Raw genomic sequence first — 15291 nt, forward strand, 5'->3', positions numbered from 1 at the left:
CTTCGCCCAACCACACTCTCCCCCCCCCCGCCGCTCTGCGGTGGGGGCGGGGGGCGCCGCCCCCCCCGCGGCGGGGTGGGGTGCCCCTGTGAGCGGCGGGGGCGCCCCACCCGGCCGACCGGTGTGCGGGGCGCCGGGCCTCAGACGTCCTGACCGTTGCCGCTGCCCGTCGACGCCTTGATGCCCTTGGTGATGTCGTCGAGCACCGTCTCCTTCTGGTCCGCGTCGACGCCGAACCGCACGACGACCATCAGCTTCGCGTTGGCGGGGGAGGGGAACGCGAGCGACTCCACGATGCCGTCGGCGCCCTTGCTCGTGACGGCCTTCCAGCGGACCAGGTAGCCCTGCTGCCCGGCCACCGTCACGGCCTTGGAGTCCAGCACGTCGTGGGAGGTGATCCCGCCGTAGGACTTGCCGCCGTAGGACTCCTCGGCGTTCTTCGCGATGTCCGCCTTCGCGATCTCCTCTGCGGTGGCGCCCTTGGTGCCCAGCGCCAGGGCCGGGGCCGAGTAGGCGCCGCCCTTCGTGCAGGTCGAGGAGGTGTCGCCGGGGCACTTGTAGGACTCGTCGGACGTCACCTGGGCGCCGGCGTCGGCCTGCTGGCCGTACCAGCCCTTCGGGATCGGCAGGCTGATGCCGCTGACCGCATCGGTCACCGACCCGCTCCTGATCTTCGGCGGCTGGGACTGCTCGGGCCGCGGACTCTGCCCACCGGACCCGCCGTCGCCCCCGGACCCGCCGGATCCGCCCGAGCCGCCGGACCCGCCCGGTCCGCCGAACGGCCCGCCCTGGCCCCCGGGCGTGCCCGGCCCGCCGGGCCCCTGCGAGGTGGGTGAGCCGCCCCCGCCGCCGTTGTCCGCCAGCGCGTACACGCCCACACCGATGCAGGTGAGGACGACCACCGCCGCGCCGACGGCGGCACCTATCCGCAGCCGCCGCCCTTTGCCGCCCGTAGGCGCGGCCGGATAGGAGGGGTAGGCGGGATACCCGGCAGCCGCCGGGTATGCGCCGCCGACGGGCTGTCCGCCGGCCCCCGGCTGCCCAGCAGCACCTGGATGTCCGACGGACCCCACGCCCCACGCCCCGGCCGGCTGCCCGCTCGTGGGCTGCGCGACGCCGCCGGGCCGTCCGGTGGTTCCCGGGGACTGGGCGCCTGAAGGATGTTCGACTGCGGGCTGTGTGGCGTCGCTGGGCGGCCCGGGGGTTCCCGGTGCCTCGGCGGCAGTCGGCGACCCGGCGTCGGCCGGTTCTCCGGCTCCCTGCGGGTCGGCCGGTGTCGTCGAGGTGTCTTCAGGGGGCGTCCGGTCCGTGGGTGCAGGACCGGCGGACGCCGGACCTGTCGGGGGACCCCAGGTCGCGGGCGGCTGCGCCGGGCGGATGCGGTCCGTCCAGGCCCGGCCGTCCCACCAGCGCTCGGTGGCGGGCCCGTCACTTGTCTGTCCGGGATCGGCGTACCACCCGGGAGGAGTCTCCTGCGTCATGCCCCCACCGTATGAGGCGTCGGTGAAAGAGGCATGAGAGGAGTCGGAACCGGCTATTCCAGCAGCAGCCGCGTCGGCCCGCCGGGCCGCCCGTGGCGGAAGCCGCAGCCAGCCCGTCCCGCACTCGCGTCGGGAGCGATGGCGACAGCATCGCAGGGCCCGGGCCCGCCATCAGCCCGGCACCCGCACCACCCTGGTCAGCATCACCGCCCGCCGCCTCGAATCCTGAATTGGCCAGCACCGTCGCCACCAGCGCCTGCTGGGACGTCGCGCCCGGCGAACTCTGCAGATACGACGGCAGTACGACGAGGAACTGTAACCGGCCGCGGCCCAGCCCATGATCCGCCGCGCGCCCAGCATGACGGCCCGACCACGTCCCGCGGCGGGGGAGTCTCCGCGGCCCGCTCCGCCACGAACACCGGCGTCTCGTCCAGCCGCAGCCTCAGCCGCAACGCGTCCAGCCCCAGCGGCAGGGTGAGCAGAAACGGCAGCGGCCAACCCCACGCCCCCAGCTGCTCCTCCCTCAGCACCGGGCGAGCAGCGCCGCCGCCCCCGCCCCGGCCAGCAGCCCCAGCGCCACCGTGAACGACTGCCACGACCACCACCCGGGAAGGTCAGCAGTCAGGGCGCCAGGGCGCCCGCCTGCGCACAGGTCGGCAGCACGCCGATCAGCGTCGTCGCCACCGTCGCCAGCACGATCACCAGGACCAGCACCGGACGCCGCCCGATCCGGTCGCCCAGACGGCCGAAAAGTGCCGCCCCGACGGGACGGAAGCCTCGGCCTCGCTGCCGCCCTCCGGCGTGAAGAACCGCGCCGCGACGATCGTCGCGAAGTAGCGGTAGACGTCGAACTCGTACCACTCGATGCAACTGCCCACCGACCCCGCGACCAGCGCCCGTCGGCCGCGCCGCACATCCCCCCGTTGCTGAATGGACGTCAGCTCTCGTGATTTTGCGCGGCGTTGACTCGAAGGCGGCTGGTGACGGGACAAGTGCGTCGCCCGGCCGCACCCGGTGTCACCCGTCACGGCAAGAGGTGCCCCGAGCACCCTCCACTCAGGCAATCGGGCGGCTACGCTCGATGTCTGTACGTCGTTCGGGCGACTTGGGGAGGTAGCGGGATGACGGAGGTACGGCCCACGGCCGCCGCCTCGGCTTCCCTGTGGGAGCGCGACGAGGAGGTCGCCGCCGTCGAGCGGGCGGTCGACAGCCTGTGCGCGGACCGTTCCTCGTCCGGCGGACTGCTGGTCTTCCGCGGCGAGGCAGGACTCGGCAAGACCGCGCTGCTGGCCGAAACCCGCCGCATCGCCGAGGCCCGCGGCTGCACGGTCTGGTCCGCGCGCGGCGGCGAGACCCTCAGATCGGTCCCCTTCAACGTGGTACGGCAGTTGCTGCAGCCGGCGCTGGTGTCGATGCTGCCGGAGGAGGCCCGTGAGTACCTCGGCGACTGGTACGACATCGCCGGCCCCGCCCTCGGCATCGCGGAGCCCGGCGACCGGCAGGCCGACCCGCAGGGCGTGTGCGACGGCCTGGTCGCGGCCGTGCGCCGGCTCTCCCGCCGCGACTGGCCGCTGGTGCTGCTGATCGATGACGCCCACTGGGCGGACCAGGAGACCCTGCACTGGCTCGCGGGACTCGCCGAGCGCATCGACGAGATGTCCGTCCTGGTCGTCGTCACGCGCCGCCCCGAAGAGGTCCCCGGCGCGAGCGCCCGCCACCTCGACACCGTCGCCGCCGCCGCGCACGGCCCCGTCACGACCCTGAGCGCCCTCACCCCGGACGCCACGGCCGGACTCACCCGCGCCACCCTCGGTGCACACGCCGACGCCGCGTTCTGCCGCGAGGTCTGGGCCGTCACCGCGGGCAACCCCTACGAGGCCGTCGAACTCCTCGCCCGAGTGCAGGACAGCGACCTCGAACCGGTCGAGGCCCGGGCCGGCGAACTGCGCGCCCTGAACCGATCCGCCCGCGGCGGCGGCCTCGTCGCCCGCCTCGAGGAACTCGGCATCGACGCCACCAGGTTCGCCTGGGCCGCCGCCATCCTCGGCACCGGCATCTCCATCGACCTGGTCGCCAAGCTCGCCACCCTGCGACCGGACGACGCCCGCCGCTGCGCCGAACTGCTGCGCACGGCCCGTATCCTCACCGCGCCCGACCCCGCGACCGGCCCCAGCGCCGACGGCGACCTCGAATTCGTCCACCCGCTGATCGCCACCGCCGTCTACAACTCCATCCCCGACGCGCTGCGCACCGCCATGCACGGCATCGCCGCCCGGATCGTCTCCGACGAGGGACACGGCGCCGCGGCCGCCGCCCGCCACCTCCTGGAGGTCCACCCGGACGACGACGAGGAACTCGTCGGGCAACTGCGCGAGGCCGCCCGCGAGCACCTCGCCGTCGGCGCCCCCGACGCGGCCCGCCGCTGCCTGGAACGCGCCCTGAAGGAACCGCCCCTGCCCGAGTCGCACCCGCAGGTGCTGTACGAACTGGCCGAGGCCACCTTCCTCACCGCGCCCGCCCGCACCATCGGCCATCTGCGGACCGCGCTCGGCATGCCCGGCCTCCAGGGCGGCCAGCGGGTCGACGCCGTCTTCCGGCTCTCCCAGGCGCTGCTCCACAACGACCAGCTGGAAGAAGCCGTCCGCACGGTCGAGGCGGAGGCCGCCCGGCTCCAACCGGGCCCCGACCGGATGCGGCTCCAAGCCGCGCAGTTCATGTGGGAGGGACTGCACGCCGGCGAGGCCGCCTCACCCGGCCGATCCCAGCGGCTCGCCGACCTCGCCCGGCCCTGCACCGGCCGGGACAACTCAGAACGTGCCCTGCTCATCCTGCGCGGCTTCGACGCCTTGATGCACGGCGAGAGCGCCGAGGAGGTGGCCGAGCTGTGCGACCGCGCCCTCGTCAACGGCCGCCTCGCCCCGGGCCTCGGCTGGACCGACACCGAGTGGGGCATCGAGCTGCTGCTGATGCTGGCCAACGCCTACGGCTTCACCGACCGCCTCGACCGCGCCGAGACCCTCTACAACGAAGCGCTGCGCGCCTACGAGACGGCCGGCTGGAGCGGCGGCCATCTCGCCCTGGCCCACGCCTACGTCGGGATCGGCCACCGCAGGCGCGGCCGGCTGAAGGAGGCCGAGACGTCCCTGCGCGAGGCGCTGCGCCTGGCCGAACGCGTCGGCCGCGGCCTGCCCCTGTACTGGTCCGCGACCTGCAGCCTCGTCGACACCCTGCTCGCCCGCGGCCAGGTCGAGCAGGCCTGGGAGGTCGCGGAACAGCACGGCTTCGCCCCGCCCTACCCGTCCACCATCGTCCTGCCCGATCCCCGCTCGGTGCGCGGCCGGCTGCTGCTGGCCGTCGGCCGTACCAAGGACGGCATCAACGAACTGGAGGCCGCGGAGAAGGCGGCGGCAGCCCGTGGCCACCACAACCCGGTGCTCGTCCCCTGGGCGACCGACCTCGCCCGCGCCCTGCGCACCGAGGACCCGGCCCGGGCCGCCCGGCTCGCCGTCGACGTCCGCCGCCAGGCCGAGCGCTTCGGCACGGACACGGCGATAGGGGAAGCCCTGCGCTGCGCCGCCGACCTGGAGACGGGCCAGCGGGCGGTCCGGCTCTACGGCCAGGCCGTCACCTACCTGGAGGCCTCGCCCTGCCAGTACGAACACGCGGCGGCCCGCATCGAGTTCGGCATCGCCGCCCGCTCGGCGGCCGACCTGCACCGCGGCCTGGACCTGGCGGTCTCGTGCGGGGCCGACGGACTGGCGGAGCGGGCACGTGCCGCGCTCAGGGCCGGTGTCGGCCCGGCGTAGTCCAGACGCGGAGCAACGGGCCGGTCCGTGCACACGCCGCCACGGCAGGCACGCGCGCGCGACCGCCCGGGCTCATGACCCGCCAGGGTCTCCGGCACGCGAGGCAGGCGTGCGAGGCCGGGCCGTGCTCGTGACCCGCCAGGGTCTCCGGCACGCGAGGCAGGCGTGCGAGGCCCGTCCGGGCTCATGACCCGGCAGGGTCGCCCTCCGGCCCTCAGGAGGTGCCGTCCTCTTCCGCCAGCACCCGCTGGGCCGTCGCGAACGCCGAGTTCGCCGCCGGCACCCCGCAGTACACGGCCGTCTGGAGCAGCACCGCGCCGATCTCCTCCGGGGTGAGGCCGTTGCGGCGGGCCGCGCGGACGTGCATGGCCAGCTCGTCGTAGTGGCCGTGTGCGACCAGCGCGGTGAGGGTGATCATGCTGCGCTCACGGCGCGACAGCGTCGGGTCGGTCCAGATCTCGCCCCAGGCATAGCGCGAGATGAAGTCCTGGAAGCGGGCCGTGAACGGTGTCTGGCGGGCCTGTGCCCGGTCGACGTGATGGTCGCCGAGCACCTCGCGCCGTACGGCCATGCCCAGGAGGGCGCCCTGGCCGAAGTGGGCGCGCAGGGCGGTCAGCACGGCCTGTGGGCACTGGGCGGGCGCCAGGTGCGAGGCGCCCGGCAGCTCCACGAGCGTCGCACCCGGCACGGCGTCGGCGATCTCCCGCAGATGCGCGGGCGGTGTCGCGGGATCCTCGCGGCCGGCGACCAGCAGGGTCGGCACGGTGATCTCCGGCAGCCGGTCGCGCAGGTCGAACGCGGCGAGCGCGTCACAGCAGGCGGCGTACGCCTCCGGGTCGGCTTCCCGGTGGTCCCGGACCAGGCGCGGCACGGTGAAGTCTCCGGCGAACCAGCGCGCGCCGGCGTTGTCCGCCAGCCCGGCCAGCCCTTCCCGCCGCACCAGCGTGGCCCGTTCCTGCCACGGCCTGGACCCGTTGAAGTGCGCCGACGAGCAGATCGCGGCCAGCGACGTCAGGCGCTCCGGGTGGTGCACCGCGAGATGCAGCCCCACGGCCCCGCCCAGCGACACGCCCGCGTACGCGAACCGCTCGATGCCGAGGGAGTCGGCGAGCGCCAGCACCTGCTCGGCGAGGTCGCCGACGCTCGCGCCCGCCCGGACGAGACCGGCCGCCGAACCGCCGTGCCCGGGCAGGTCCCAGCGCACCACCCGATGAGTGATCGACAGCTCGGGCGCCACGTCGTCCCACAGGGCGTACGACGTGCCGAGTGAGGGGCCGAGCAGCAGCGGGGGAGCGGAGGCGGGCCCCTCCGCATGGTGGTTCAGAAGTGTCAACGTCGCTCCAGGGCACGGTCGGTGAGGACTCCGGCGGAGCCCGTGTAATGGGCCGGATCGAGATCCACCTCGGCCAGCTCGGGTGCCTCGGCCAGCGGTTGCCCTTCGGAGGCCAGCCGCGTGAGGAGCTCCTTGGCGCGGGCGCGGCCCAGCACCGGGGTCAGTTGGGCGGACAGCCGCTCCGAGACGATCAACCCGCGGGTCAGATCCAGGTGTTCGCGCATGGCATCGGGCCTGACCCGCAGCCCCTCTACCAGTTCGGCGGCGTCCCGGGCGGCACCGCCGACCAGCCGCAGCAGATCCCGCAGCGGTTCCCACTCGGCGTGCCAGGCTCCGGCGGGGCGTTCGTCCTCCGCGGCCATCGCCCCGTACAGGGTCGCCGCGAGCTGGGGTGCCCGTCGCGCGGCGGAGGCGATCAGGGTGGACCGTACGGGGTTGGACTTGTGTGGCATGGCGGACGAACCCCCGCCGCTGCTCTCCGCGACCTCGGCGATCTCGGTGCGCGACAGGGTGAGGACGTCCACGGCGAGCTTGCCGAGCGCGCCCGCCGTGAAGGCCAGGCACCCGGCGAGGTCGGCGACCGGCGTCCGCAGGGTGTGCCAGGGCAGGCCGGGTGCCCGCAGGCCGAGTTCCCGGGCGTACGCTTCCGGCAGCCCGGCCGGGTCGCTCGCGCCGTACGCCCCGAAGGCCGCCAGCGTCCCCGCCGCACCGCCGAGTTGGGCGGGCAGCGATTCCCGGACGGCCCGCACCCGGTCCCGCGCGTCCAGCACCAGTGACCGCCACCCGGCCGCCTTCAGCCCGAAGGTGGTCGGTACCGCGTGCTGGGTGAGGGTCCGCCCCGGCATCGCGGTGTCGCGGTGTGCGGCGGCCAGCCGGGACAGCGCCTGTTCGGTGCGGCCGAGGTCGGCGAGGACCACGTCGAGGGTCCGCGCTGCGACCAGCATCGTCGCCGTGTCCATGATGTCCTGGCTGGTCGCACCCCGGTGGACGTAAGGCCCGTACGCCTCGCCCACGGCCTGGGTCAGATCCGCCACCAGGGGGATGACGGGGTTGCCGCCCGCGCGGGCGCGTTCGGCGAGGGACCGTACGTCGAAGGCACCGGCATCGGCCGCCTGGGCGACCGCCGTCGCCGCCTCGGCAGGGGCGAGCCCCATGGCGGCCTGGGCGCGGGTCAGCGCCGCCTCCGCATCGAGCAGCGCCCGCAGATACGCCTCGTCGCCGGCCGCGGCCGCGGCAGCCGAGTCGGCCCACCCGGGGGCGAGCAGGCCGGTGTCGCCGGGGTGCGCTGTCACTGGAACTCCAGGAAGACCGTTTCGCCTTCGCCCTGAAGGCGGATGTCGAAACGGTACGTGCCGTTGCCCTCCGCCGCGGCGATCAGCGTGTCGCGGCGAGCTTCCTCCAGCCCGGACAGCAACGGATCGGCGGCGAGCACCGCCGCGTCGCCCGGCAGGTAGATCCGGGTGTACAGGTGCACGAGCAGCCCGCGCGCGAACACGCACACACTGAGGTACGGGGCGCCGCGCCCCCGTGCGCCGGGCCGCAGCGTGCGCGCGTACCAGTGGCCGTTCGCGTCGGTCTGGATGCGCCCCCAGCCCGTGAACTCCACGCCGTTGCGCCCGAGGAAGCCTCCGGAGGCCGGGTCGCGCCGCATGGAGCCGTCGGCCGTCGGCAGGTTGCCGTCGGGGTCCGGTCCCCACAGTTCGATCAGGGCGTCCGGCAGCGGGTTGCCCTCGCCGTCGGTGACGTAGCCGTGCACGGTGACGGTGTCCGGATGCCCGAGCGGCGCGATGTCCTCGCCGCCGCGGAACGGCAGGGCGTGGCCGTAAAAGGGTCCGACGGTGTGCGACGGGGTGGGCAGCACGGCGTCGGGACGGCTGGTGTCGATCTTCGTCATGGCCGGTCAGCGCCCTTCTTCGATCCAGGTGGCCTGCGGGCCGTCCAGCACGATGTCCCAGTGGTAGCCCATCGAGAACTCCGGTACCGACAGGCTGTGGTCGTATGTCGCGACCAGCCGCTGCCGGGCGGCGTCGTCCGTCACGGACTGGATGATGGGGTCGTAGGGGAACAGGGGGTCGCTCGGGAAGTACATCTGGGTCACGAGCCGCTGGGTGAACGCCGTGCCGAAGAGCGAGAAGTGGATGTGCGCCGGCCGCCAGGCGTTGACGTGCTGGCGCCAGGGGTAGGGGCCCGGCTGGATCGTGGTGAAGCGGTAGTGGCCGTCGTCGTCGGTGAGGGTGCGGCCCACACCGGTGAAGTTGGGATCGAGCGGGGCGTCGTGCTGCTCGCGCTGGTGGGCGTAGCGCCCCGCGGAGTTGGCCTGCCAGATCTCCACGAGCTGGCCGCGCACCGGGCGGCCGTCGCGGTCCAGCAGCCGTCCGGAGACGGTGATGCGCTCGCCGATCGGCTCACCGTCGTGCTGCCGGGTGAGGTCGTTGTCGATCTCGGTGATGTCCCGCTCCCCGAAGGCGGGGGAGAACAGCTCCACCAGCTCGGGATCCTTGCTGACGTCGATGGTGACCGGCGGCTGCTTGGGGTGCCGGAGCACCGAGGACCGGTACGGCGCGTAGTCGCGGCGCGGCTGGTGCTCGACGGGCCCCCCGTCGGCGAGCCGCTTCTCGTACGCGGCCCGCTCGGCCGCGATCTCCTGATCGATGTCGTGCTGAGTGAGAGTCATGGAAATCCCTCAGGTTGGCCGCGCCCCGTCAGGGGCGCGGGGCTGGATCGATATGCGGCTCCGCCGCGCGGGCGCGACCAGCCACCTACGGCCCGCAGCCGCAGGGCTAACGTTCCAGGACGAGGGCAAGCCCCTGGCCCACCCCGATGCACAGCGTGGCGACTCCGACGCCACCGCCCTGCCGGGCCAGTTGATGAGCGACCGTCCCGGCCAGCCGCGCCCCGGACGCACCCAGCGGATGCCCCAGCGCGATCGCGCCCCCCAGCGGGTTGAGGATCGCGGGATCGAACTCGGGCCACTCGGCCACACACCCCAGCACCTGCGCGGCGAACGCCTCGTTCAGCTCCAGCACGGACAGGTCGCCGAACCCCCTGCCCGCCTTGGCCAGCGCCCGGTTCACCGCCTCCACCGGCGCCAGCCCGAAGTACTGCGGGTCGGTCGCGGAGACACCCGTCGCGCGGACCCGGGCCAGCGGTTCGCCGCCCGTCGCCCGCAACCCCTCCTCATCGACGAGCAGCAGCGCCGCCGCACCGTCGTTCAACGGGGACGCGTTGCCCGCCGTGACCGTGCCGCCCTCCTGGCGGAACGACGGCTTCAGCCTCGCCATCGCCGCCAGGGAGGCATCCACCCGGACACCTTCGTCGGCGGCGAAGACCACCGGCTCACCCTTGCGCTGCGGGATCGTCACGGGCGCCAGTTCACCGTCGAACAAGCCCTCCGACTGCGCCCGCGCCGCCTTCTCGTGGCTGCGCAGCGCGAACTCGTCCTGCTGCTCCCGGCCGATCTTGTGCTTGTCCGCGATGAGTTCGGCCGACTCGCCCAGCGGGATCGTCCACTGCGGCTCCATACGCGGGTTGACCATCCGCCAGCCGAGCGTCGTCGAGTACAGCTCGGTGTGCCCGGCCGGGAAGGGCTTGTCGTTCTTCGGCAGCACGTACGGCGCCCGGGTCATGGACTCGACGCCCCCGGCCAGCACGACGGACGCGTCGCCGAGCGCGATGGCCCGGGCCGCCTGGATCACGGCCTCCAGGCCGGACGCGCACAGCCGGTTGACCGTCACGCCCGGGACGGACGTGGGCAGACCCGCGAGCAGCGCGGCCATCCGGCCCACGTTGCGGTTCTCCTCACCGGCCCCGTTCGCGTTGCCGAAATACACGTCCTCGACCCGGGCCGGGTCCAGCTCCGGCGTGCGGGCGAGGAGTTCGCGGACGGCGTGCGCGGCCAGGTCGTCCGGGCGCACGCTCGCGAGGCTCCCGTTGTAGCGGCCGATCGGCGTGCGGACCGCGTCGAGGATGTAGACGTCCTTCACTTCAGGTCCTCCGGCACGGTCAGTTCGGCGTCGGTCCTGGTGACGATCTCCTCGGCGGTCACGCCCGGCGCCGTCTCCACCAGCACGAGCCCGTCGTCGGTGACGTCGAGGACGCCGAGGTCGGTGATGATCCGGTTCACGCACCCCTTGCCGGTCAGCGGCAGGGCGCACTCGGTGAGGATCTTCGGCGAGCCGTCCTTGGCGGTGTGTGTCATCACCACGATGACCGTGCGGGCGCCGTGCACCAGGTCCATCGCCCCGCCGATGCCGGTGATCAGTTTGCCGGGGACGGCCCAGTTGGCCAGGTCGCCCCGTTCGGACACCTGCATGGCGCCGAGCACGGCCACGTCGATGTGTCCGCCCCGGATCATCGAGAAGGACAGCGCCGAGTCGAAGAAGGAGGCGCCCGGCAGGACCGTCACCGTCTCCTTCCCGGCGTTGATCAGGTCGGGGTCGACGGCGTCCTCGGTGGGGTAGGGGCCGGTGCCCAGGATGCCGTTCTCCGACTCGAGCACCACTTCGACGCCGGGGGGGAGGTGGTTGGGGATGAGTGTGGGCAGGCCGATGCCGAGATTGACGTACTGGCCGTCCCGCAGCTCCCGCGCCGCCCGCGCGGCCATCTCCTCACGCGTCCAGGCCATCAGGACCTCACCGTCCGCTGCTCGATCTTCTTGTCCGCCGCCTGTTCGGGGGTGAGCGCGAGCACCCGCTGCACGAAGATGCCCGGCAGGTGCACCGCGTCCGGGTCGATCCCGCCGGGCTCCACCAGCTCCTCCACCTCGGCGATCGTGACCTTCCCGGCCATCGCGGCCAGGGGGTTGAAGTTCCGGGAGGACTTGTTGAAGACGAGGTTGCCGTGCCGGTCGCCACGCGCGGCCCTCACCAGGGCGAAGTCGGTGCGGATACCCCGCTCCAGCACGTACTCGGTGCCGTCGAACTCCCGGACCTCCTTCGGTGGCGAGGCGAGCGCCACCCCGCCCTGGCCGTCGTAGCGCCAGGGCAGTCCGCCGTCGGCGACCTGCGTGCCGACGCCGGCCGGGGTGTAGAACGCGGGGATCCCGGCGCCGCCGGCCCGCAGCCGCTCGGCCAGCGTGCCCTGCGGGATCAGTTCGACCTCCAGCTCCCCGGCCAGGTACTGCCGGGCGAACTCCTTGTTGGCGCCGATGTAGGAACCCGTGACCCGGGCGATCCGGCCGGCGGCCAGCAGCACCGCCAGGCCCGACTCCATCGCCCCGCAGTTGTTGGAGACCACCGACAGCCCGGCGACGCCGCGCTCGTACAGCGCCTCGATCAGCACGTTCGGCACACCGCTCAGCCCGAAACCGCCCACCGCGAGCGACGCGCCGTCCGGCACGTCGGCCACCGCCTCCAGAGCTGTGGCGACCACCTTGTCCATCCGAGAAGCCCCATCTCTTCCAAGCGACCCGACCAGATTAGTCAGGGCACTGAGTATTTCTGCGAGCCGCCCCTCACGCTGCCACCGAGACGGTAGGGCGTCAAGACCTCGGCACATGCGCCGTCGAACCTTTGCGAGACCGGCAGACAGTGGCCGTCGTGTTGAGTATCGTTCAGTGCACCGACGAACGAGTAAGGGGTGCACATGGCGGCCGCGGACCTCACCACCCACCCCGGGCACCTGGCCCGGCGGCTGCAGCAGGCGCACTACCTGCTGTGGAACGCGATGGTCTCCGAGGAGATCACCTCGCCGCAGTACGCGGTCCTCAACACCCTCGTCGCCGAGCCCGGCCTGGACCAGCGCACGGTGGGGGAGCGGGTGGGGCTCGACCGGTCCACCATCGCCGAGGTGATCAGCCGGCTCAGTCGGCGCGGACTGCTCGACAAGGTGCGTGACCCCCAGGACGGCCGCCGCTCCCTGCTGCGCCCGACGGACGAGGGGATGCGCACGCATCGCAAGCTGACCGTGCGCACCGCCCGGATGAACCAGGTGTTCCTCGCCCCGCTGACCGCCGACGAGCGAACCGTGTTCTTCGACCTCATCCGACGGGTCGCGGACGCGGCCGAGGGGCTCCGCAATCCCGAGGAGCCCCTGGCGGCGCCCCGCTGAGGGGGGCGGCCCGGGCGTAGAAGGCGGACAAGGCCGGGCCGGGACGTAGAACGGCGGACAAGGCCGGGCCGGACGTGCAGGGCCGGTCAGGGCGTCTTGGCGAACACCACCCACACCGGGCCCTCGGCGAAGTTCACCGGGGCGTCGTCACCCGTGGTGAACGCGGTGCCGTCCGTGGCCTTCTCCCGCTTCCAGTCCACGTCCCAGGCGCGTCCGTCGCGCAGCACCTGAGCCTTGCCCGAGCCGACCGTCTCGGTGTACGGCGTGTTGTTGCCGAGGAAGTCCCGGAAGGCGGACTCGCGCACCTTCACGTACTGCACGACCACCGTCGCCGCCGCCATCCGCTCGCCGTCGGCCGTCGTCGCGGGCGTGCCGTCCATGCCGACCAGCCAGCGCTCGCGGGAGTCCGACCAGGTGAAGGTGAAACGGGCGGCCGGGTAGCGCACGGTCCGGGAGTTCGTCGCCGTGCCGCCCTCAGGTGCCGGACCGTAGTGGAAACCGGTGGTCAGGGCCGCCTCGCCCGGGGGCTTGGGCACGATCCGCTCGGGCCGCAGGAAGAGGTTGTGCGGGGCGGGTCTGCCCGAGCCGCGAAAGTACGCGTCGGCGGCGTTGCCCGGTGTCTCCGCCCGCAGCGGCGCCTTGTCGATCAGCGGCAGGAGCTTCTTCTGCGCGCCGGAGAAGGCGAGCGTGGGCCGGTCGAACTGGCGCAGCAGCTCCAGGTCCGACTCGCGTGCGCTGCGCACCGGCCCCACCGTCTCCGGCAGCCGGGTCGCGTAGACCGCCATCAGCCGGCTCAGCCCGCCCTCGACCTGCTCCGCGTAGACCACATCGGCCGCGTCGACGCCCGTGTGCGGACGGGCAGCGGCCGCGTTGTCGATCTTGACGACGAGTGCGGAGGGGCCGGTGGCCGACGGGGAAGCGCCCTGTTTCGACTCCTTCGGGGAGCCCCGTCCGTCGTCGCCCGGCCCGCTCTCGGCGGTGCAGCCCGCCGCCAGGGCGGCCGTCACCGTGGCGGCCAGCAGCGCCGCCGCCGTGGCGGCACGCCGTCCGTGCGCCCCTCGTCTCGTGCTCACCGTCGCCACCGCGCCCCATGTCCTCGATGTGTCTTGATTGTGCGCTTATCTGAACATCGATGGCCATAGGCGATCGTTCCCGTCGGGGAGGTGTCTTCGCCTCGTCCGCCGATCGGCTCAAGGTTCAGCGCGGGGCGTCCGGGTACCCGGACGGCGCCGTACGACCGACGCGCACGCTGACGGAGGGAGCGCGAGGCGATGAGGGCAGTGACGTGGCAGGGCAAGCGGGACGTCCGGGTGGAGAACGTGCCCGATCCGACGATCCAGGAGCCGACGGACGCGATCATCCGCATCACCTCCACCGGGCTGTGCGGGTCCGACCTGCACCTGTACGAGGTGCTCACCCCGTTCATGACCCCGGGCGACATCCTGGGGCATGAACCCATGGGCATCGTCGAGGAGGTCGGTGCGGGCGTCCAGGACCTCCAGGTGGGGGACAGGGTCGTGGTGCCGTTCCAGATCGCCTGCGGCAACTGCTGGATGTGCCTGACCGGCCTGCCCACCCAGTGCGAGACCACCCAGGTGCAGGGCGAGGGCATGGGCGCCGCGCTGTTCGGCTACACCCGCCTGTACGGCTCGGTGCCGGGCGCCCAGGCCGAGTACCTGCGTGTCCCGCAGGCGCAGTTCGGCCCGATCAAGGTCCCCGAGGGCCCGGCCGACGACCGTTTCGTCTACCTCTCCGACGTCCTGCCCACCGCCTGGCAGGCGGTCGCCTACGCCGATGTCCCCGAGGGCGGCAGCGTCGCCGTGCTCGGTCTCGGGCCCATCGGCGACATGGCCTGCCGTGTCGCGCAGGTGCAGGGTGCCGGGAGGGTGTTCGGCGTGGACCTGGTCCCGGATCGGCTGCGCCGGGCGAAGGCACGGGGCGTGGAGACCTTCGACCTGAGGTCCTTCGACGACGAGAAGGAACTCGTCGAAGCGATCCGCGACCAGACCGACGGCCGCGGCCCCGACGCCGTGATCGACGCGGTCGGCACCGAGGCCCACGGCAGTGCGGCCGCGCGCATGGTGCAGAACGCCGCCGCGATCCTGCCCCGCAAGCTGGGCGGCCCGATCGCCGAGCGCTTCAGCGTCGACCGCCTCGCCGCGCTGCACACCGCCATCGAACTGGTGCGCCGCGGCGGCACCATCTCGCTGTCCGGCGTCTACGGCGGCATGGCGGACCCGCTGCCGCTGCTCACGCTGTTCGACAAGCAGATCCAGATGCGGATGGGCCAGGCCAACGTCCGCCGCTGGACCGACGACATCATCCCGTACCTGACCGACGAGGACCCGCTCGGCGTGGACGACTTCGCCACCCACCGGGTGCCGCTGTCGGAGGCCCCGCACGCGTACGAGATGTTCCAGCGCAAGCAGGACGGCGCGGTGAAGGTCATCATGCAGCCGTGAGGGCTGCCGGCGCTGCTAGTGCCGCGGCAGGCAACGTTCGCCCCGTCGCGACGCCCGGCACGCACTCTCGCCGCACCGGCCGAAAGCCCAAGTACATCCAGTACGAGGGTTTCCGGCCGGCACGCCGAGAGCACGCACCGGACGCCGCTCCTTACCGGGCA

The 15291-nt window shown here is 73.3% G+C and carries 13 protein-coding genes and 1 pseudogene; 3 read left to right on the top strand and 11 right to left on the bottom strand.

Annotated features, from left to right (window positions below):
* Positions 1-140: 140 nt before the first annotated feature.
* The 3 genes and pseudogenes from ABT116_RS07120 to ABT116_RS50835 all read right to left on the bottom strand — a co-directional run bounded on the left by ABT116_RS07120 (position 141) and on the right by ABT116_RS50835 (position 2395).
* On the bottom strand, positions 141-1073 hold the full coding sequence (locus ABT116_RS07120) for a hypothetical protein (protein ID WP_351629082.1): 933 nt from the start codon (positions 1071-1073) through the stop codon (positions 141-143).
* 291 nt (positions 1074-1364) lie between these two features.
* Positions 1365-1481 (bottom strand): annotated as a pseudogene (locus tag ABT116_RS07125) (DUF2510 domain-containing protein); the annotation flags it as partial.
* A gap of 698 nt (positions 1482-2179) precedes the next feature.
* Positions 2180-2395: a hypothetical protein gene (locus ABT116_RS50835; protein WP_502983830.1), complete on the bottom strand. Its 216-nt coding sequence runs from the start codon at positions 2393-2395 to the stop codon at positions 2180-2182.
* Positions 2396-2602: 207 nt separating this feature from the next.
* Between ABT116_RS50835 and ABT116_RS07135 the strand changes: the two genes are divergently transcribed.
* Positions 2603-5287 (top strand): ATP-binding protein, encoded by a 2685-nt coding sequence (locus ABT116_RS07135; protein ID WP_351628980.1) that lies wholly within the window; start codon positions 2603-2605, stop codon positions 5285-5287.
* Positions 5288-5501: 214 nt separating this feature from the next.
* Here the strand turns inward: ABT116_RS07135 and pcaDC are convergent, their stop codons facing one another.
* The 7 genes from pcaDC to ABT116_RS07170 all read right to left on the bottom strand — a co-directional run bounded on the left by pcaDC (position 5502) and on the right by ABT116_RS07170 (position 11999).
* Entirely contained in the window at positions 5502-6620 is a 1119-nt protein-coding gene (pcaDC, locus tag ABT116_RS07140) for a bifunctional 3-oxoadipate enol-lactonase/4-carboxymuconolactone decarboxylase PcaDC (RefSeq protein ID WP_351628986.1), read from the bottom strand.
* Complete coding sequence (gene pcaB, locus ABT116_RS07145) at positions 6617-7912, bottom strand: 3-carboxy-cis,cis-muconate cycloisomerase (protein ID WP_351628988.1); 1296 nt, start codon at positions 7910-7912, stop codon at positions 6617-6619. Before pcaB ends, pcaDC begins: the two co-directional genes overlap by 4 nt.
* Positions 7909-8514, bottom strand: coding sequence for a protocatechuate 3,4-dioxygenase subunit alpha (gene pcaG / locus ABT116_RS07150; RefSeq protein ID WP_351628991.1), 606 nt, complete (start codon positions 8512-8514; stop codon positions 7909-7911). Before pcaG ends, pcaB begins: the two co-directional genes overlap by 4 nt.
* Before the next feature lie 6 nt (positions 8515-8520).
* Positions 8521-9294: a protocatechuate 3,4-dioxygenase subunit beta gene (gene pcaH / locus ABT116_RS07155; protein WP_351628994.1), complete on the bottom strand. Its 774-nt coding sequence runs from the start codon at positions 9292-9294 to the stop codon at positions 8521-8523.
* A 106-nt stretch (positions 9295-9400) separates the two neighbouring features.
* The gene (locus ABT116_RS07160; RefSeq protein WP_351629001.1) at positions 9401-10603 is read right to left on the bottom strand and encodes a thiolase family protein; all 1203 of its coding nucleotides are present in this window, start codon (positions 10601-10603) and stop codon (positions 9401-9403) included.
* A complete protein-coding gene (locus ABT116_RS07165; RefSeq protein WP_351629004.1) occupies positions 10600-11244 on the bottom strand; it encodes a CoA transferase subunit B in 645 nt (214 codons plus the stop codon). The genes ABT116_RS07160 and ABT116_RS07165 overlap by 4 nt, the downstream gene beginning before the upstream one ends.
* Positions 11244-11999 carry a CoA transferase subunit A gene (locus ABT116_RS07170; protein ID WP_351629006.1) on the bottom strand — a complete coding sequence of 252 codons (756 nt, stop codon included), beginning with the start codon at positions 11997-11999 and terminating at the stop codon, positions 11244-11246. The genes ABT116_RS07165 and ABT116_RS07170 overlap by 1 nt, the downstream gene beginning before the upstream one ends.
* Before the next feature lie 204 nt (positions 12000-12203).
* On the opposite strand from ABT116_RS07170, the gene ABT116_RS07175 reads away from it, so the two are divergent.
* On the top strand, positions 12204-12668 hold the full coding sequence (locus ABT116_RS07175; protein WP_351629009.1) for a MarR family winged helix-turn-helix transcriptional regulator: 465 nt from the start codon (positions 12204-12206) through the stop codon (positions 12666-12668).
* Between the two features lie 86 nt (positions 12669-12754).
* Here the strand turns inward: ABT116_RS07175 and ABT116_RS07180 are convergent, their stop codons facing one another.
* Positions 12755-13750, bottom strand: coding sequence for a DUF3048 domain-containing protein (locus ABT116_RS07180; protein WP_502983831.1), 996 nt, complete (start codon positions 13748-13750; stop codon positions 12755-12757).
* 189 nt (positions 13751-13939) lie between these two features.
* Here ABT116_RS07180 and ABT116_RS07185 point away from each other — a divergent pair, with 189 nt between their 5' ends.
* Positions 13940-15130, top strand: coding sequence for a zinc-dependent alcohol dehydrogenase (locus tag ABT116_RS07185; protein ID WP_351629014.1), 1191 nt, complete (start codon positions 13940-13942; stop codon positions 15128-15130).
* The last annotated feature ends 161 nt before the right edge of the window (positions 15131-15291 follow it).

The organism is Streptomyces sp. NPDC002130 (assembly GCF_040296465.1).
In the GTDB taxonomy this organism is placed as follows: Bacteria; Actinomycetota; Actinomycetes; order Streptomycetales; family Streptomycetaceae; genus Streptomyces.